Origin of the sequence: Burkholderia sp. E168m15, assembly GCF_016586105.1 — a bacterium.
GTDB classification, from domain to species: Bacteria; Pseudomonadota; Gammaproteobacteria; order Burkholderiales; family Burkholderiaceae; genus Burkholderia; species Burkholderia orbicola.
Window position 1 is genome coordinate 1 of sequence record NZ_BCPO01000062.1, and the last position, 18,617, is coordinate 18,617.

14 protein-coding genes are annotated in these 18,617 nt (G+C 67.6%); 8 read left to right on the plus strand and 6 right to left on the minus strand.

The annotated features are described in order from the left end of the window. The 5 genes from JMF86_RS09965 to JMF86_RS09985 all read right to left on the minus strand — a co-directional run. Positions 1–213, minus strand: a 213-nt coding sequence (locus JMF86_RS09965; protein WP_201316977.1) for a peptide deformylase, incomplete at its 3' end; no start/stop codon positions are given. After that, positions 210–2,285, minus strand: coding sequence for an NAD-dependent DNA ligase LigA (gene ligA, locus JMF86_RS09970; RefSeq protein WP_011694312.1), 2,076 nt, complete (start codon positions 2,283–2,285; stop codon positions 210–212). The genes JMF86_RS09965 and ligA, both read right to left, overlap by 4 nt. 164 nt (positions 2,286–2,449) lie before the next feature. Beyond that, a complete protein-coding gene (locus JMF86_RS09975; protein WP_077178245.1) occupies positions 2,450–3,739 on the minus strand; it encodes a cell division protein ZipA C-terminal FtsZ-binding domain-containing protein in 1,290 nt (429 codons plus the stop codon). Positions 3,740–3,824: 85 nt separating this feature from the next. After that, entirely contained in the window at positions 3,825–7,337 is a 3,513-nt protein-coding gene (gene smc / locus JMF86_RS09980) for a chromosome segregation protein SMC (RefSeq protein ID WP_011694313.1), read from the minus strand. Positions 7,338–7,476: 139 nt separating this feature from the next. Beyond that, on the minus strand, positions 7,477–8,418 hold the full coding sequence (locus tag JMF86_RS09985; RefSeq protein ID WP_201316978.1) for a DMT family transporter: 942 nt from the start codon (positions 8,416–8,418) through the stop codon (positions 7,477–7,479). A gap of 92 nt (positions 8,419–8,510) precedes the next feature. Between JMF86_RS09985 and JMF86_RS09990 the strand changes: the two genes are divergently transcribed. From JMF86_RS09990 to cls, 7 genes are all read left to right on the plus strand, one after another. Further along, positions 8,511–9,563, plus strand: a complete 1,053-nt coding sequence (locus JMF86_RS09990) for an RNA-guided endonuclease TnpB family protein (protein WP_011549533.1) — start codon at positions 8,511–8,513, stop codon at positions 9,561–9,563. 175 nt (positions 9,564–9,738) lie between these two features. Continuing rightward, the gene (gene dapC / locus JMF86_RS09995; protein WP_011549532.1) at positions 9,739–10,971 is read left to right on the plus strand and encodes a succinyldiaminopimelate transaminase; all 1,233 of its coding nucleotides are present in this window, start codon (positions 9,739–9,741) and stop codon (positions 10,969–10,971) included. Between the two features lie 45 nt (positions 10,972–11,016). Then, positions 11,017–11,844, plus strand: coding sequence for a 2,3,4,5-tetrahydropyridine-2,6-dicarboxylate N-succinyltransferase (gene dapD / locus JMF86_RS10000; protein WP_006478479.1), 828 nt, complete (start codon positions 11,017–11,019; stop codon positions 11,842–11,844). Then, positions 11,844–12,212, plus strand: a complete 369-nt coding sequence (locus tag JMF86_RS10005; RefSeq protein ID WP_006478478.1) for an ArsC family reductase — start codon at positions 11,844–11,846, stop codon at positions 12,210–12,212. Before dapD ends, JMF86_RS10005 begins: the two co-directional genes overlap by 1 nt. 90 nt (positions 12,213–12,302) lie before the next feature. Continuing rightward, positions 12,303–13,442: a succinyl-diaminopimelate desuccinylase gene (gene dapE, locus JMF86_RS10010; RefSeq protein WP_077179868.1), complete on the plus strand. Its 1,140-nt coding sequence runs from the start codon at positions 12,303–12,305 to the stop codon at positions 13,440–13,442. An 11-nt stretch (positions 13,443–13,453) separates the two neighbouring features. Continuing rightward, a complete protein-coding gene (gene prmB / locus JMF86_RS10015) occupies positions 13,454–14,362 on the plus strand; it encodes a 50S ribosomal protein L3 N(5)-glutamine methyltransferase (RefSeq protein ID WP_011549530.1) in 909 nt (302 codons plus the stop codon). Positions 14,363–14,493: 131 nt separating this feature from the next. Beyond that, positions 14,494–15,933 (plus strand): cardiolipin synthase, encoded by a 1,440-nt coding sequence (gene cls, locus JMF86_RS10020; protein WP_201316979.1) that lies wholly within the window; start codon positions 14,494–14,496, stop codon positions 15,931–15,933. Between the two features lie 51 nt (positions 15,934–15,984). On the opposite strand, the gene JMF86_RS10025 is transcribed toward cls, so the two are convergent. Continuing rightward, complete coding sequence (locus tag JMF86_RS10025) at positions 15,985–16,464, minus strand: glutathione peroxidase (protein WP_011549528.1); 480 nt, start codon at positions 16,462–16,464, stop codon at positions 15,985–15,987. Between the two features lie 135 nt (positions 16,465–16,599). Here JMF86_RS10025 and JMF86_RS10030 point away from each other — a divergent pair, with 135 nt between their 5' ends. Next, positions 16,600–18,531 carry an ATP-binding cassette domain-containing protein gene (locus JMF86_RS10030; RefSeq protein WP_011549527.1) on the plus strand — a complete coding sequence of 644 codons (1,932 nt, stop codon included), beginning with the start codon at positions 16,600–16,602 and terminating at the stop codon, positions 18,529–18,531. The last annotated feature ends 86 nt before the right edge of the window (positions 18,532–18,617 follow it).

Sequence of the window (18,617 nt, forward strand, 5' to 3'; positions counted from 1 at the left end):
ATCCGGGTAGCGGTTGTTGTTGCCGAAGCCGAAGATGATGATCTGCAGCCCGATGCCGATCTGCGGCGCGGCGAGCCCCGCGCCGTTCGCGTGGTGCATCGTCTCGAACATGTCCGCGACGATCTCGTGCAGCTCGGGTGTATCGAACCGCTCGACCGGCTGGGCGATTTCGAGCAGGCGCGGATCGCCCATCTTCAGGATCTCGCGAATCATGGCGTATTGCCCTCCAGGAGTTGGTGCAGACCATCTTCGTCCAGCACGGGGATGCCGAGTTCCTCGGCCTTCGCGAGCTTGCTGCCGGCTTCGGCGCCCGCGACCACGTAATCCGTCTTCTTCGACACCGAACCGGCCACTTTCGCGCCCGCCGCTTCGAGCATCTCCTTCGCCGCATCGCGCGTGAGATTCGGCAGCGTGCCCGTCAGCACGACCGTCTTGCCGGCCAGCACGCCCTGCGGCGCCTTCGGCGCGGGCGGCCCTTCGGGCCACGTGACCTTGCCCGGCGCGCGCAACTGCTCGATCACGGTCCGGTTGTGCTCCTCCGCGAAGAACTGGTGGAGCGACTCGGCCACGATCGGCCCGACGTCGTTGACTTCGAGCAGTTCCTCGATCGACGCGTCCATGATCGGCGTCAGCGAGCCGAAATGCTTCGCGAGATCCTTCGCGGTCGATTCGCCGACATGGCGGATGCCGAGCCCGTAGATGAAGCGCGCGAGCGTCGTATGCTTGGCCTTCTCGAGCGAATCGATCAGGTTCTGCGCGGACTTCTCGGCGAACCGGTCGAGTTCGGCCAGCGTCGCGAAGCCCAGATTGAACAGGTCAGCCGGCGTGCGCACGAGATTCAGCTCGACGAGCTGGTCGATGATCTTCTCGCCGAGGCCGTCGATGTCGAGCGCGCGGCGTTGCGCGAAATGCCACAGCGCCTGCTTGCGCTGCGCCGGGCAGAACAGCCCGCCCGTGCAGCGCGCGATCGCCTCGTCCGGCAGGCGCTCGATCTTCGAGCCGCACACCGGGCATTCGGTCGGCATCACGAATTCGGCCGCATCCGCCGGGCGCCGGTCGAGCAGCGCGCCGACGACTTCCGGAATCACGTCGCCCGCACGCCGCACGATCACGGTGTCGCCGATCCGGATGTCCTTGCGGCGCACTTCGTCCTCGTTGTGCAGCGTCGCATTGGTCACGGTCGCGCCGCCGACGAACACCGGCTCGAGACGCGCGACCGGCGTGATCGCACCGGTGCGGCCGACCTGCACGTCGATCGCGACGAGCTTCGTCAGCGCTTCCTGCGCGGGGAACTTGTGCGCGAGCGCGAAGCGCGGCGCACGCGACACGAAGCCGAGCCGCTCCTGCTCGTCGCGCCGGTTGACCTTGTAGACGACGCCGTCGATGTCGTACGGCAGCGACTCGCGCTTCTCGCCGACCTTGCGGAAGAAGTCGAGCAAGCCTTCGGCGCCGTGCACGACCGCGCGCTCCCGATTCACCGGCAGGCCGAGCGACTCGTACCAGTCGAGCAGCGCGCTGTGCGTGTCGGGCATCGGCATCCCGTCGAGCACGCCGATCCCGTACGCGAAGAACGACAGCGGCCGCTGCGCGGTGATCTTCGAGTCGAGCTGGCGCAGGCTGCCGGCCGCTGCGTTGCGCGGGTTCGCGAATTCGCGCTGCTCGGCCGCGCGCTGGCGTTCGTTCAGGCGTGCGAAATCGCGCTTGAACATCAGCACCTCGCCGCGTACGTCGAGCACCGCCGGCACGTGCTTGCCCTTCAGCTTCAGCGGAATCGAGCGGATCGTGCGCACGTTCTCGGTCACGTCCTCGCCCGTCGTCCCGTCGCCACGCGTCGCGGCCTGCACGAACACGCCTTGCTCGTAGCGCAGCGAGATCGCCAGGCCGTCGAACTTCAGTTCGCACGCGTATTCGACGGGGTCGGTCACCGAGCCGGCCAGATCGGTCGTCTTGGCGAGCGCGTCGGCGACGCGCTTGTCGAACGCGACGATGTCCTCGTCGGCAAAGCCGTTGTTCAGCGACAGCATCGGCGCATCGTGGACGACCGGCGTGAAGCCGCCGGCCGCTTCGCCGCCGACACGCTGCGTCGGCGAATCGGGTGTCACGAGTTCGGGATGGTCGGTTTCGAGCTGCTGCAACTCGCGGAACAGCCGGTCGTATTCGGCGTCGGGCAGATCCGGCTGGTCGAGCACGTAGTAGGCGTAGTTCGCCCGCTCGAGTTGGTCGCGCAGCCACGCGGCGCGCGCGTCGGGCTGGCTGGCTGGCGGTTCGGCTTGGGTTCGGGCCATGCTGGCGGCAGAGTCGTTCTGAAAAATCGGATGCCCGATTATCTCAGTTTGACGCCGCGGCGGGGTACGCAATGCGGGCCGGATGACGTGCTGCAGCGCACACGAAACAGTGCGCGCCGCAGCGACGGACGACGGCGCCAACGACCGTCGCCCGCGCCATCGCATTACTGGCTAAAGAGGCGGCGCGTGATCGGCGAACCGGCCGGGATGCCGGCTTCCTCGAGCTTCGCGTACAGCTTCATCAGTTGCTGGTCGATCGCGACCAGCGTCGACTCCGGCAGCGGCCGGCGCGAATCGTCGACGACGCGTGCGCCGATCCGCTCGGACAGCGACTTCGCGTAATCGCACATCAGCCGGAACGGCAGGATGTCCTCTTCCGCCACCGGCACGTCGAGCACCAGCGTGATCATGTTGCCGCCCTTGTACGTCAGGTCGTCGCGCAGGAAGTTGGTGTCGCCGAACTGCAGCATGAATACCGGGTTCTGCTTCGCGTCGAGCTTCACGAAGCGCGTGCCGTCGCGCGACAGCAGCAGCCCGTCCTGCGACGCGACCGCCTGCACGTAGTTCGCCGACCACGGCGCACCGTCCGACATCACGTTGATCGACAGTTGCGCGTCGCACTGCGCGGCAAACGCGTCGAGCTCGCGCGCCATCGCGACCGTTTCCATCATGTCCGGGAATTCCGGCGCGCCGTCGATCGCGTCCGCGAACTGCTGGACGCCCGTCACGAATTCGGAGAATTCGAGCTCGTTCAGCGCGCCGCTGCGGTTCGCAAGCTGGGCAGCCGCGCGCAGCTCTTCGTAGCGCACGCCGTTCTGCAGCAGTTCCCACTGGCCGCCTTCCGGCTTGCCTTCGATGTGCACGGGCTTGCTGCCCGCGCGGCGCAGTCGCTGCGCGACCGGCAGGATCTTGTCGCCCGGCAGCGGGCCGTTGAGGCGGATCGGCACGATGCAGTCGATCCGGCGGTCGACGATCGCAGGCGGCGCCGACGAGACCGTCGTCGCGGCCGGCATCACCGGTTCGGTCGGCTCGGCCGGTTCGGCCGCCGCTTCATGCGTGGCGGCGGGCACGGCCTCTTCGCCGGCAACCGGTTCGGTCGATTCGGCCGACGTGTCGACGCCCGTCGCCTCGGCCTGCAGGTCGGCCGGCGTATCGGCCGGCGCCGCGCCGCTCCCGGCCCCGCCGAACGTCGGCTCGACGCGCGCGGCTTCGGCCGCAGCCGCCGGCGCCGCCGCGACCGGTGCCGCGGGCTCGCGGCGCACCGGCTGACGCACCGGTTCGATGAACGGCAACTCTTCGTCGCGCTCGGGGCGGTTCATCGCCTCGGCCGCTTCCTCCGGCATCGGGCGCGGCATCCTGCGCCGCACTTTCGCGCCCTGCCATGCGTTGTAGACCACGACGCCGCCCACCACGACGGCGCCCGCGCCGATCAAACCGAGTGTCAACTCGTCCATGCACGCTCCATCAGCAATTCTTTTTCGTCGGGACCGCGAACGGGCGCTCGTGCGCCGCGCGAACGCGGTCCGGTTTCGTCAAACGTCAATTCTGGGCAAAACCCGCGGCGGTTTCCATGTCCACCGCCACGATCCGCGACACGCCCTGCTCCTGCATCGTCACGCCGATCAGCTGCTGCGCCATTTCCATCGCGATCTTGTTGTGCGAGATGAACAGGAACTGCGTCTTGTCGGACATCGCGCGCACGAGATTCGCGAAACGCTCGGTGTTCGCGTCGTCCAGCGGCGCGTCGACCTCGTCGAGCAGACAGAACGGCGCCGGGTTCAGCTGGAACATCGCGAACACGAGCGCGGTCGCGGTCAGCGCCTTCTCGCCGCCCGACAGCAGGTGAATCGTCGCGTTCTTCTTGCCCGGCGGCTGCGCCATCACCTGCACGCCGGCATCGAGAATCTCGTCGCCCGTCATGATCAGCTTCGCCTGGCCGCCGCCGAACAGGCGCGGGAACAGGTCGCTGAAATGACGGTTGACCTCGTCGAAGGTGCCCTGCAGCAGCGTGCGGGTTTCCTGGTCGATCTTGTGGATCGCGTCCTCGAGCGTCGTGATCGCGTCGATCAGGTCGGCCGATTGCGCGTCGAGGAACACCTTGCGCTCGCTCGCGGCCTTCAGCTCGTCGAGCGCGGCCATGTTCACCGGGCCGAGTGCGTTGATCGCGTTGTTCAGGCGCGTGACTTCGCCCTGCAGGTACGAAGGCTTGAGATCCGGCGTCAGCTTCGCGGCCAGCGCGGTTTCGTCGACCTCGGCGGCTGCGAGCTGCTCGGCGAACTGCTCGACGGCCAGGCGCGCGGCCTGCTCCTTCAGCTGCAGTTCGGTGATGCGGTCGCGCAGCGGCTGCAGCGAACGCTCGGCGACGAGCCGCTGCTCGTCCGACGCGCGCAGCTTCGCGGTCAGGTCGTCGAGCTCGATCCGCGCGGCCTGCAGCGCTTCTTCCTTCGCCGCGCGAATTTCGAGCGCGTCCTGCAGGCCCGTGTGCGCGGTCTGCTCGTTGATCGTCTCGAGTTCGGCGCGGGCGTCTTCCAGCGACGCGGCGACGCGCTCGCTCTGCTCGTGCGCGACCTGGATCGTGCGCTTGAGCTCGTCGATCCGGGTCACCGCGTTGCGGGCGGCGAAGCGCGCGTCGTTCGCGCCGCGCTCCAGGTCGCGCGCTTCCTGACGCGCCTGCGTCAGCGATTCGTCGAGCGACTCGAACGCGAGCTGGTTGTCCTCGAAGCGCGCCTGCAGTTCGGCGAGCTCGCCGTCGAAGCGCTCGAAATTCGCTTCCGACTCCGCGCGCAATGCACGCTGCTCCTCGATCTGCGCGCCGATTTCCTCGAGTTCCTCGCGGATCTGCGTGCTGCGCTGCGTATAGCGTTCGTGCGCCTGGGCGAGCTTGAGCACGTCCATCTGCAGCGCATGCACGCGTTGCGTCGCGCGTTCGGCCTGCGCGCGCACGTCGCCGAGCGCCTGCGTGGCCTGCGTGTGCGCCGCTTCCGCCCGCACGGCAGCCGTGCGCGCCTCGTCGGCGAGCAGCGCCTGCGCGCGCACCTGGCGCGCCAGGTTTTCGATTTCCTGCTGGCGGGCCAGCATCCCGGCCTGCTCCGAATCGGCCGCATACAGCTGCACGCCGACGCGCGTGACGATATGGCCGGCCTTGACGACGAACGCGCCGCCTGCCGGCAACTGCGCGCGCGTCGCGAGCGCCTGCGCGACGTCGTCGGCCACGTACACGTTGCCGAGCCAGTCGTTCAGCACCGCGCGGATGCCCGCGTCGTCGATGCGCACGAGCGACAGCACCGGCCGCAGCCCGGCCACCGCGGCGGGCGGCTCACCGGCCGCGGGCGGCGCGTAGAACGCGAGCTTCGCGGGCGGCGCATCGGTCGCGAATGCCTTCACCCAGTCGAGATTCGATACTTCGACCGCGGCGAGACGCTCGCGCAGCACGGCCTCGAGCGCAGCTTCCCAGCCGGCCTCGACGTGCAGCTTCTTCCACAGACGCGGCAGCGCGCCGAGCTCGTGCTTGTCGAGCCACGGCTGGATCTTGCCTTCGGTCTGCACGTTTTCCTGCAACTGCTTCAGTGCGGCGAGGCGTGCTTCGAGCTGGTGGATCTGCGCGGCTTCGGCCTGCACGCGCTCCTGCGCGGCGCGGCGCTCGCCGTCGAGGCGCGGCACCGTTTCCTGCGCGTCGGCGAGGCGCGCCTGCGCTTCAGCGAGAATCTCTTCCTGCTCGGCCAGCTGCATGCGCAGCTCTTCGAGCTGCGTTTCGTCCGGCGCGTCGAGCCCGCCCGCTTCGCTCTTCAGGCGCTCGTGGCGCTGCTGAAGCTGCTGGAGCTGCTGATCGGCGTTGCGCTGGTGCGCGGCCTCGAGCTTCAGCGACTGCTCCGTCTGCGCGATCCGCGCGCGCTCGTCGTTGAGCTGCGCCTGCGCGTCGCGCCACTTCGCTTCGAGCGCCGGCAGCGCGTCGTGCTTCGCGGCCGCGTTGTCCTCGGCGAGCGCGGCCTTCTCGTCGGCCATCGCGCGCGCCTCTTCGGCTTCCTCGAGCTCGTCCTGCGACTTCTCGGCCTGCGCGCGCCACTGCTCGCGCTGCGCGTTCAGCGCGGCGATCTGCGCCTGCACGCGATTGCGCGATTCGACGATGAACTTGATCTCGGCTTCGAGGCGGCTCACCTCGGCGTTCGCCTCGTAGAGCGCACCCTGCGCGCCCTGCATCGCGTCGCTCGCCGAATAGTGCGCGACCCGCAGCGTCTCGAGCTGCGCCTCGACTTCGCGCAGTTTCGCCGTCTGCGCCTCGAGGTCGATCTGCGCCTGCTCGATCGCGCGCTGCTGCTTCTGCTGCTCGCCGGCGGCCTCGTTCTTGCGCAGCAGCCACAACAGGCGCTGCTTCTCCTCGCCGTCGGCGACGAGTTCCTTGTACTTGGTCGCGACCACCGCCTGCGCCTCGAGCTTTTCGAGGTTCGCGCCGAGTTCGCGCACGATGTCCTCGACGCGCGTCAGGTTCTCGCGCGTGTCGTGCAGGCGGTTCTCGGTTTCGCGGCGGCGTTCCTTGTACTTCGACACGCCGGCGGCTTCCTCGAGGAACACGCGCAGCTCTTCCGGCTTCGCCTCGATGATCCGCGCGATCATGCCCTGCCCGATGATCGCGTATGCACGCGGCCCGAGGCCGGTGCCGAGGAAGATGTCCTGGATGTCGCGGCGGCGCGCCGGCAGGTTGTTGATGTAGTAGCTCGACGTGCCGTCGCGCGTCAGCACGCGCTTCACGGCGATTTCGCCGTACTGGCCCCACTGCCCGGCCGCGCGGCCGTCGGAGTTGTCGAAGATCAGTTCGACGCTGGCCCGGCTGCCGGGCTTGCGGGCGGTCGAACCGTTGAAGATCACGTCCTGCATCGATTCGCCGCGCAGCTCGGAGGCACGCGACTCGCCGAGCACCCAGCGCACGGCATCGATGATGTTGGACTTGCCGCATCCGTTCGGGCCGACCACGCCGACAAGCTGGCCCGGAACCTGGAAATGCGTGGGATCGACGAAGGATTTGAAGCCAGCGAGTTTGATCGAGCTCAGACGCACGGCGGTATCGGATGTGAAGAAGGTGTGAAACGGACGGGGCCGCACGGCGCGGGGCCGGAGAGCCCCTGCGCGCCACGCGCCCCGGAATTCAAAAACGGGGCCGCGCGCATCCAGCGTTGGGCCCCGCAAACGGCTTCCATCATACCATCGCGCGTGTGCCGTCCCGACCGTCGCCGGGTTTGTCCGGTGCCGGCGCGGCACGATGGACCCGGCTCGACAGCAACGCCGCGAGCACGATGCACGCGCCGCCCGCCCACTCGCGCGCGCTCGGCAGCTCGTTCGCGAACACCCACGCCGACAGCGCGGTGATCACGATCTCGAACAGCATGATGATCGACGCGCGGTTCGCCGGCACGCGCGCGAGACCGTACTGCACGAGCAGGTTGTTCGACGCCATCGTCACGCCGATCGCCGCGATGATCAGCGCGGCCACGCCCAGTTGGCCGCTCGCCGGCGCGGCCGGCAGCCCTTCGAACAGCGACGCGATCGCGCCGAACATGGCCGCGCCGCCGAACAGCGTCGCGGTGCGCATTTCGGCGCGCATGTCGGGCAGCTCGCGGCTCGCCTTGATCACCAGCACGTTGCTCATCGCGAAGCTCAGCCCGGCCGCGAGACCGGCCCATTCGGCCGGGTTGGCCGGCAGCGGCAAGCCGAGCGCCGGCGACCACAGCATCAGCATCGCGCCGCCGATCGACAGCGCCGCGAGCCCCGCGCCGGCCCAGGTCAGCCGCTCGCGCAGCAGGAAGTGCGCGTAGATCGCGGTCCAGGCCGGCGTCAGGTAGAACAGCAGCATCACGCGCAGCACCTCGCCGTGGATCGTGCCCCATACGAACCCGAGGTTCGTCACGCCGGCCGTCACCGCGATGCCCGGCAGCACCCAGTGCCAGCGCAGCGTCGCGATCGTGCGGTGCCGCGCGACGATCACGAACAGGAAGGCGACGAGGCTCGTCAGCGCGCTGGCCAGCGTGCCCGTCACGCCGAGCGACGCGAGAATCCGCAGCGGATACCAGATCAGGCCCCATACCGACGCGCCGATCAGGATGGCCAGCGTCGGCAGGCTGCCGCGTACCGCGTTGTTCATCAGAATTTGCTCCGAGAAACCCCGCCATTGATGGCGGGAAGGAAAGGCAGGCTGTTGACAGGCAGCTTCTTCCACGGGTTAGGATCACCGGCATGATCCTTGTCTACCGCTACCGGGTGAAGTCGCTCAACGGACTGCTTAACAAGCAGAGCCGCGCGGTGAACTACGTCTGGAACTTCTGCAACGACACGCAGAAGCACGCGCTGAAGTGGAACAAGAAGTGGCCGACCGGTTTCGACTTGAATGTGCTCACGACTGGCAGCAGCAAGGCGCTCGGCATCCACTCCGGCACGATCAACGCGACGTGCGAGCAATACGCGAAGTCGCGCAGCCAGCACCGTCGCCCGTACCTGCGCTATCGCGGCAGAAAATCGCTGGGCTGGGTGCCGCTGAAGGGCCGAGACCTGAAGCGCGAGGGCGACGCGTTCCGTTTCGCCGGCAACACCTTCCGCGTGTTCAACAGTCGACCGCTTCCCGAAGGCAAGATCAAGGACGGCACCAACTTTGCGCAGGATGCGCGCGGCAACTGGTTTCTCAACATCGTGATCGAGATGCCGGATGTGCAGGCCCGCCCGATCCGTTCCGGTGTCGGCATCGATCTCGGCCTGAAAGACTTCGCCACACTTTCGACCGGCGAGAAGCTGCCCAATGACCAGTTCGGTCGACGAGCGGCGGAAAAGCTGGCGAAAGCGCAACGGGCGCGCAAGCACAAGCGACATATCGCGAAGCTGCATGCCAAGGTCGCGAATGCGCGTGCCGATTTCCAGCACAAGCTCGCGCTCGATCTGGTGCGGCGTTTCGATTACATCGCGGTCGGCAACGTGTCGGCCGCGAAATTTGCCAGAACCAGGATGGCGAAAAGCGTCTACGACGCGTCCTGGTCCTCCTTCCGGAACAAGCTCCGCTACAAAGCGATCGCGCACGGGGCCACGTTCGAGGAAGTGGACGAAAGCGGTTCGACCCAGTCCTGTTCGTCGTGCGGATCGAAAGACCGCACGACGCGGCCGAAAGGTATCGCGGGACTGAGAATAAGAGAATGGACCTGCAGTGACTGTGGTGTCGAACATGATCGTGATATCAACGCTGCGCTGAACATTCTCCGATGCGGACGTGCATCGCCAGGTGTGGGAATCCGCCGCCTTTAGGCGGACGAGGACGTCAATTGGTTCGATACCCTTTATTCGACCGGCCCGGCCGCCGCTCCGGCAGGCCGTGACCGCATTGCGTCACGCTATAATCGTCCGTTGCGAGCCGCGCGCCCCGGCGCCCGTTCGCAGCCGCGCGGCGCGCCCGCCGCTTCTTTCGCTCCAACCGGCCGCGATGGCCGCTTCGCCCGTGAACCCTCGACTCGACTCGCTCCAGCCCTATCCCTTCGAAAAGCTGCGCGCCCTGTTCAAGGACGTGACGCCTTCCGGCGACCTCAAACCGATCAGCTTCGGCATCGGCGAGCCCAAACACGCGACGCCGGCGCTGATCCGCGACGCCGTGGTGGCCGCGCTCGACGGGCTCGCGTCGTACCCGGCCACGGCCGGCTCGGACGCGCTGCGCACGTCGATCGCGCACTGGCTCGAGCGCCGCTACGGGCTGCCGGCAATCGATCCGGCCACGCAGGTGCTGCCGGTGTCGGGCTCGCGCGAAGCGCTGTTCTCGCTCGCGCAGACGGTGATCGATGCACGGCCGTCCGCGGACGGCAAGAAGGCGATCGTACTCTGTCCGAATCCTTTCTATCAAATTTACGAAGGCGCGGCGCTGCTCGCCGGTGCCGAACCCTATTTCGCGAACAGCGACCCGGCCCGCAACTTCGCGTGCGACTACGCGGCCGTGCCCGACGACGTGTGGGCGCGCACGCAGCTGCTGTACGTGTGCTCGCCCGGCAACCCGACGGGCGCCGTGCTGACGCTCGACGACTGGCGCGAGCTGTTCGCGCTGTCGGACCGTCACGGTTTCGTGATCGCGTCCGACGAGTGCTATTCCGAGATCTATTTCGACGAAGCGGCGCCGCCGCTCGGCGGCCTCGAGGCCGCGCACCGCCTCGGCCGCGGCTTCGAGCGGCTCGTGATGCTGTCGAGCCTGTCGAAGCGCTCGAACGTGCCGGGCATGCGCTCGGGCTTCGTCGCCGGCGACGCCGCGCTGCTCAAGAAATTCCTGCTGTACCGCACGTACCACGGCGCCGCGCTGTCGCCGGTCTGGCAGCACGCGAGCATCGCCGCATGGAACGACGAGGCGCACGTGCGCGAGAACCGCGCGCTGTACCTGCAGAAGTTCAACACGGTCACGCCGATGCTCGCCGACGTGATCGACGTGAAGCTGCCCGACGCCGCGTTCTACCTGTGGGCCAACGTGTCGCGCACCGGCCTGTCGGACACCGAGTTCGCCCGCCGCCTGTACGCCGACTATAATGTGACGGTTCTGCCCGGCTCGTACCTGGCGCGCGATGCGCACGGCACGAACCCGGGCCGCGATTTCATCCGGATCGCGCTCGTCGCGGGCACCCCCGAATGCGTCGAGGGCGCGCAACGCATCGTCGATTTCTGCCGCGCTCTCGCGCGGTAAGACGTCCATCCCGATCAATTCCATCCATCTCCTGCGAAAACGAACATGTCGCAACAACTTCAGCAAATCATCGATACCGCCTGGGAAAACCGCGCCGAGCTGTCGCCGAAGGCCGCGCCCGCGGACGTCCGCGAAGCCGTCGCTCACGCGATCGAGCAACTCGACAAGGGTGCACTGCGCGTCGCCGAGAAAATCGACGGCAACTGGACGGTCCACCAGTGGCTGAAGAAGGCCGTGCTGCTGTCGTTCCGCCTGGAGGACAACGCGCCGATGCCGGCCGGCGGCTACTCGCAGTTCTACGACAAGGTGCCGTCGAAGTTCGCGAACTACACGGCCGAAGACTTCGCCGCGGGCGGCTTCCGCGTCGTCCCGCCGGCCATCGCGCGCCGCGGCTCGTTCATCGCGAAGAACGTCGTGCTGATGCCGTCGTACACCAACATCGGCGCGTACGTCGACGAAGGCACGATGGTCGACACGTGGGCCACGGTCGGTTCGTGCGCGCAGATCGGCAAGAACGTGCACCTGTCGGGCGGCGTCGGTATCGGCGGCGTGCTCGAGCCGCTGCAGGCGAATCCGGTCATCATCGAAGACAACTGCTTCATCGGCGCGCGCTCGGAAGTCGTCGAAGGCGTGATCGTCGAGGAAAACTCGGTGATCTCGATGGGCGTGTACCTCGGCCAGAGCACGAAGATCTACGATCGCGAGACGGGCGAAGTCAGCTACGGCCGCATCCCGGCCGGCTCGGTCGTCGTCGCCGGCAACCTGCCGTCGAAGGACGGTTCGCACAGCCTGTACTGCGCGGTGATCGTCAAGAAGGTCGACGCGAAGACGCGTGCGAAGGTCGGCCTGAACGAGCTGCTGCGAGGCGACTGATGGCAAAGCCGCACACCGTGGTCGTCTACGGCATTCCGAACTGCGACACCGTGAAGAAGGCCCGCGTGTGGCTCGACGATCACGGCGTCGAATTCGAGTTCCACGATTTCAAGAAGCTCGGCGTCAGCGCGCCGCTGATCGAAGACTGGCTGAAGGACGTGTCGCTCGACGCGCTCGTGAACAAGCGCGGCACCACGTGGCGCGGCCTCGACGACGCGATGAAGGCGGCTGCCGAAACGAAGACCGGCGCGGTCGCGCTGATGATCCACAAGCCGTCGGTCATCAAGCGCCCCGTGCTCGTCGTCAACGGCCGCGTGAAATCGCTCGGCTTCGTGGCCGATCAATACGCGGCGTTGTTTGCCGCATAGGGTCGCCCGCGCTGCGCCCACGGGCGCCGCCCGACGCCCTGTCGCTGCCGGCCACCGCGCCGGCATTTTTTATCGAAAGTGGTCCGAACCATGTCCGCCACCCTAGCCCTTACCGAACAGCTGATCGCCCGCGCGTCCGTGACGCCCGACGACCAGCACTGCCAGCAGATCATGACCGAGCGCCTCGCCGCGCTCGGCTTCGAATGCGAGACCATCGCGTCGCACGGCGTGACCAACCTGTGGGCCGTCAAGCGCGGCACCGACGGCCGCGACGGCAAGCTGCTCGCGTTCGCGGGCCATACCGACGTCGTGCCGACCGGCCCGCTCGAACAGTGGACCTCGCCGCCGTTCGTCCCCGCCCATCGCGACGGCAAGCTGTACGGCCGCGGCGCGGCCGACATGAAGACGTCGCTCGCGGCGTTCGTCGTCGCCTCCGAGGAATTCGTCGCGGCGCATCCGGACCACCGCGGCGCGATCGCGTTCCTGATCACGAGCGACGAGGAAGGCCCGGCCACCGACGGCACCGTGAAGGTCGTCGAGCTGCTGCAGGAACGCGGCGAGCGGCTCGACTACTGCATCGTCGGCGAGCCGACGTCGACCGCCGAGCTCGGCGACGTCGTCAAGAACGGCCGCCGCGGGTCGATGTCCGGCGAACTGGTCATCAAGGGCGTGCAAGGCCACATTGCCTATCCGCACCTCGCGAAGAACCCGATCCACCTGCTCGCGCCGGCGCTCGCCGAGCTCGCCGCCGAGCAATGGGACGCCGGCAACGAATACTTCCCGCCGACCACCTGGCAGGTGTCGAACCTGCACGCTGGCACCGGCGCGACCAACGTGATCCCGGGCCACGCCGACCTGCTGTTCAACTTCCGCTTCTCGACCGCGAGCACCGTCGAAGGCCTGCAGGCCCGCGTGCACGCGATCCTCGACAAGCACGGCCTCGAATACACGCTGAAGTGGTCGGTGAGCGGCCTGCCGTTCCTCACGCCGCGCGGTGAACTGTCGGGCGCGCTGGAACACGCGATCCGCACCGAGACCGGTATCACGACCGAGCTGTCGACGACGGGCGGCACGTCGGACGGCCGCTTCATTGCGCGCATCTGCCCGCAGGTGATCGAGTTCGGCCCGCCGAACGGCAGCATCCACAAGATCGACGAGCACATCGAAGTGCGCTTCGTCGACCCGCTGAAGAACGTGTACCGACGCGTGCTCGAACAACTGATCGCCTGACGGAGCCTCGCATGACGACACCTTTTGCCACAGTCCGCGACCTGCTGCGCTACGCGGTCACGCGCTTCTCGAAAGCGAAGCTCGCGTTCGGTCACGGTTCCGACAACGCGTACGACGAAGCGGCCTACCTCGTGCTGCACACGCTCGACCTGCCGCTCGACACGCTCGAGCCGTTCATGGACGCGCGCCTCTTGCCCGACGAAATCGCGGCCGTGCTCGCGGTGATCGAACGACGCGCGGCCGACCGCGTGCCGGCCGCGTACCTCACGCACGAAGCATGGATGCACGGCCACCGCTTCTACGTCGACGAACGCGTGATCGTGCCGCGCTCGTTCATCGGCGAACTACTCGACGACGGGCTGCAGCCGTATGTCGCCGATCCCGAGCAGGTCGGCGCGGTGCTCGAACTGTGCACCGGCTCCGGCTGCCTCGCGATCCTCGCGGCAAGCGCGTTCCCGAACGCCGAGATCGACGCGGTCGACCTGTCGGACAAGGCGCTCGAAGTCGCGGAAATCAACGTGCGCGACTACGGCCTCGAAGACCGCATCGGGCTGCACCGCGGCGACCTCTACGCACCGCTGCCCGCGTTCCGCACCGATCCCGACTCGCGCTACGACGTGATCCTGACGAACCCGCCGTACGTGAACGCGGCGTCGATGGCCGCGCTGCCGCCCGAATACCGGCACGAGCCGGAGATGGCGCTCGCCGGCGGCGACGACGGGATGGACATCGTGCGACGCATCGTCGCCGAAGCGCACCGCTGGCTGCATGACGACGGCGTGCTCGTCGTCGAGATCGGCAACGAGCGCGAGCACGTCGAAGCGGCATTCGGCGGCCTCGAGCTCACGTGGCTGCCCACCAGCGCGGGCGATGACGCCGTATTCCTGATCCAGGCGTCGGACCTGCCCCGCAAGGGCTGAGCGTTGCCGGCCCACCCGCCGTGCGGCGCCCCGTTGCGCCGCACGGTTGGGTAAGATGCGCGTAGGCGGCCGCCCGGCCGCACGACTTCGGGAGTCCCACCGGGTGTCCCGCAGGAGTCCTTTAAGCGCCCATGACCCTCGACTGGCTACATCTCGGCACCCTGATCCTGACCATCCATGTGCTCGGGATCGTCGCGGCGTGCCACGCAATCATGAACACGCGCACGTCGCAAGGCGCGATCGCGTGGGCCGTCTCGCTCACGGCCATGCCGTACCTGACGCTCGTTCCATACCTGTTCCTCGGCCGTAGCAAATTCTCCGGCTACGTCGACGCCCGGCGCCACGAGCTGGAAATGTTGCGCACACACACACCGCGTGCGCCGTGGCGCGCGACCGATGCGACCGACGGGCCGGCCGCCGACGCGCTGGGGCAGGCTGCCGTGCTCGCGCTCACGCGGCTCGGCGGCATGCCGTTCCTCGGCGGCAATTCGGTACGCACGCTGGTCAACGGCGACGCGACATTCTCCGCCATCCTGTCGGCGATCGACGACGCGCGCGACTACGTGCTCGTCCAGTTCTTCATCGTGCGCGACGATGCGCTCGGCCGGATGCTGCGCGACGCGCTGCTCGCGCGCGCGGCCGCCGGCGTACGCTGCTGCCTACTGTACGACAGCATCGGCAGCTTCGACCTGCCGCACAGCTACGTCGACGCATTGCGCCGCGGTGGCGTCGAGGTCCATCCGTTCGCGACCAACCGGAAATTCGTCAATCGCTTCCAGTTGAACTTCCGCAACCATCGCAAGATCGTCGTCGTCGACGGCAATCGCGCGTTCGTCGGCGGCCACAACGTCGGTGTCGAATATCTCGGCGCGAAGCCGCGCCTGTCGCCATGGCGCGACACCCACATCGAGATCCGCGGCCCCGTGGTGGCGAGCATCCAGTACGTGTTCGCCGAAGACTGGCACTGGGCGACGCAGAAACTGCCGCCCATCGCGCTGCCGCCGCCCGTGCAGCCCGGCGACGGCATGCATTGCCTCGCGGTGCCGATGGGGCCGGCCGACAAGCAGGAAACCGGCTCGCTGTTCTTCGTCGAATCGATCAATGCCGCCCGCGAGCGGGTCTGGATCACCACGCCGTACCTCGTTCCCGACGAAGCCGTGGTCTCCGCGCTAAAACTCGCCGTGATGCGCGGCGTCGACGTACGCATCCTGATCCCGAGCCGGCGCGATCACTACGTCGTGTTCGAGGCGTCCAAGCTTTATGCGCGCGACCTCGTCGATGCGGGCGTGAAAGTGTTCCGCTACCGGCCCGGCTTCCTGCACCAGAAGGTCGTGCTGATCGACCGCATCGCGGCGGCGGTCGGCAGCGCGAATCTCGATAACCGTTCGTTCCGCCTCAATTTCGAGGTCATGGTCATGACCGTCGATCGCGCGTTCGCCGGCGAAGTCGAGACGATGCTCGATGCCGACTTCGCGCAGGCGTACGAGGTCGATGCGGACGAATACCGGCAGTCGCCTGCCTGGCGGCGCATCGCGATGCACGTCGCGCGGTTGTTCGCGCCGATCCTGTAACGGCGGCGCACGCACGATCCGCACCGGCGCGGCGCACGCCGCGCATCGCCGTCACAGCAGCTTGTCGATGTCCGCTGCGATTTCATCGGGCTTGGTGGACGGCGCGTAGCGCTTGACGATGCGCCCTTCGCGGTCGATCAGGAATTTCGTGAAATTCCACTTGATCGCCTTGAGGCCGAGAATGCCGGGCGCCTCGTCGGTCAGGTAGCGATACAGCGGATGCGCATGGTCGCCCTTCACGTCGATCTTCGCGAACATCGGGAACGTGACGCCGTAGTTGCGCTCGCAGAATGCCCCGATCTGCGCGGCATCGCCCGGCTCCTGCTTGCCGAACTGGTTGCACGGGAAGCCGAGCACGAAGAAGCCGCGCGCCGCGTACTGGTCGTACAGCTTCTGCAGACCCGCGTACTGCGGCGTGAAACCGCACTCGCTCGCGGTATTGACGATCAGCAGCACCTTGCCGCGATACGCGTCGAGCGATACCGGCGCGCCGGCGAGCGTCTCTGCGCTGAACGAATACAGGGTGGACATCGGGCACTCCTTTTACGAAACCGATCGACGTGGAGTCTAGGCGAAATTGCGCCGTTGCGGCATCCGCCGAACGGCCGATGCCCGGCGCGACCGGCGCGCGGTCTAGAATAGCGGTTTTCGCCAGCCATTTCCGCCGTGATCCGTTTCAATCAGTTCAGCCTTGCGCGCGGCACCAAGCCGCTGTTCGAGTCGACCTCGTTCGTGCTCAATCCCGGCGAGAAAGCCGGCCTGATCGGCGCGAACGGCGCCGGCAAGTCGACGCTGTTTTCCGTCCTGCGCGGCGAGCTGCATTCCGACGGAGGCGATTTCTCGATGCCGCCGTCGTGGCGGATCGCCCACGTGTCGCAGGAAACGCCCGCGGTCGACCGCTCGGCGCTCGACTACACGCTCGACGGCGATACCGCGCTGCGCGAGATCGAGGCCCGCATCGCCGCCGCGTCGGCCGCGCATGACGGCGCCGCCGAAGCCGACGCGCACGCGGCATTCGCCGATGCCGACGGCTACACCGCGCCGGCCCGCGCCGAAGCGCTGCTGCTCGGCCTAGGCTTCACGCTCGCGCAAACGCGCGAATCCGTCGCGAGCTTCTCCGGCGGCTGGCGCATGCGCCTGAACCTCGCGCAGGCGCTGATGTGCCGCTCCGACCTGCTGCTGCTCGACGAACCGACGAACCACCTCGACCTCGACGCGATCGTCTGGCTCGAAGACTGGCTGCATCGCTACCCCGGCACGCTCGTCGTGATTTCGCACGACCGCGAATTCCTCGACTCGATCTGCAACGTCACGCTGCATCTGGAAAACCGCCAGGTGAAGCGCTACGGCGGCAACTACTCGCAGTTCGAAGTATTACGCGCTCAGCAACTGGCGCTGCAGCAAAGCGCGTACGAAAAGCAGCAGAAGACGATCGAGCACCTGCAGAGCTTCGTCGACCGCTTCAAGGCCAAGGCGACCAAGGCCAAGCAGGCGCAAAGCCGGATGAAGGCGCTCGAGAAGATGGAGTTGATCGCGCCCGCGCACATCGCGTCGCCGTTCACGTTCGAATTCCGCACGCCCGATGCCGCGCCGAACCCGATGATGGTGATGGAGGACGTCCGCTGCGGCTATCACGCCGACGACGGAACGGACATCCCGATCGTCGAGCGCGTCGCGCTGTCGATCCAGAACGGCCAGCGTATCGGCCTGTTGGGTGCCAACGGCCAGGGCAAGTCGACGCTGATCAAGACACTGGCCGGCACGCTCGCGCCGCTGTCGGGGCACGTGCGCGACGGCAAGGGGCTGACGATCGGCTATTTCGCGCAGCACCAGCTCGAAACGCTGCGCGAAGACGATTCGCCGCTCGCGCATCTGGCACGGCTTGCGCCCGACACGCGCGAGCAGGAACTGCGCGACTTCCTCGGCGGCTTCAATTTCTCGGGCGACATGGCGACCAGCCCGGTCGGGCCGTTCTCGGGCGGCGAAAAAGCCCGCCTCGCGCTGGCGCTGATCATCTGGCAGAAGCCGAACCTGCTGCTGCTCGACGAACCGACGAACCACCTCGACCTCGAAACGCGCCACGCGCTGACGATGGCGCTCGCGCAATTCGAAGGCACGCTGATCCTCGTGTCGCACGATCGTCACCTGCTGCGCGCGACGACCGATCAGTTCATGCTGGTCGCGAAGCACCGGCTGCAGCCGTTCGACGGCGACCTCGACGACTACCGCGACTGGCTGCTGCAGCACGCAGCCGAGCAGCGCGCGGCCGCGAAAGCCGACAGCGCGGCAGCCGCGGGCGCCGATCCGGGCGTCAACCGCAAGGATCAGAAGCGTCAGGCGGCCGAGGAACGCCAACGGCTGTCCCAGTTGAAGAAGCCGCTGCAGAACCGCATCACGAAGCTCGAGAAGGAAATGGAAGCACTGCACGCCGAAAAGGCGCGCCTCGACGCGTTCGTCGCCGATCCGGCGAGCTACGAAGCCGCGCGCAAGACGGAACTGACCGACGCGATCCGCAAGCTCGGCGAGGTCACGACCCGGCTCGAAACGGTCGAGGCGGACTGGCTCGCCGTGCAGGAAGAACTCGAGCAGATCGGCTGAACGGCGGCCGTCGGGGCCGTCGGCGATGAGCGCGTCATCGGCGACGTAGCGCGTCGAGGCGTCGGGCATCGACGCCCCATTAATCC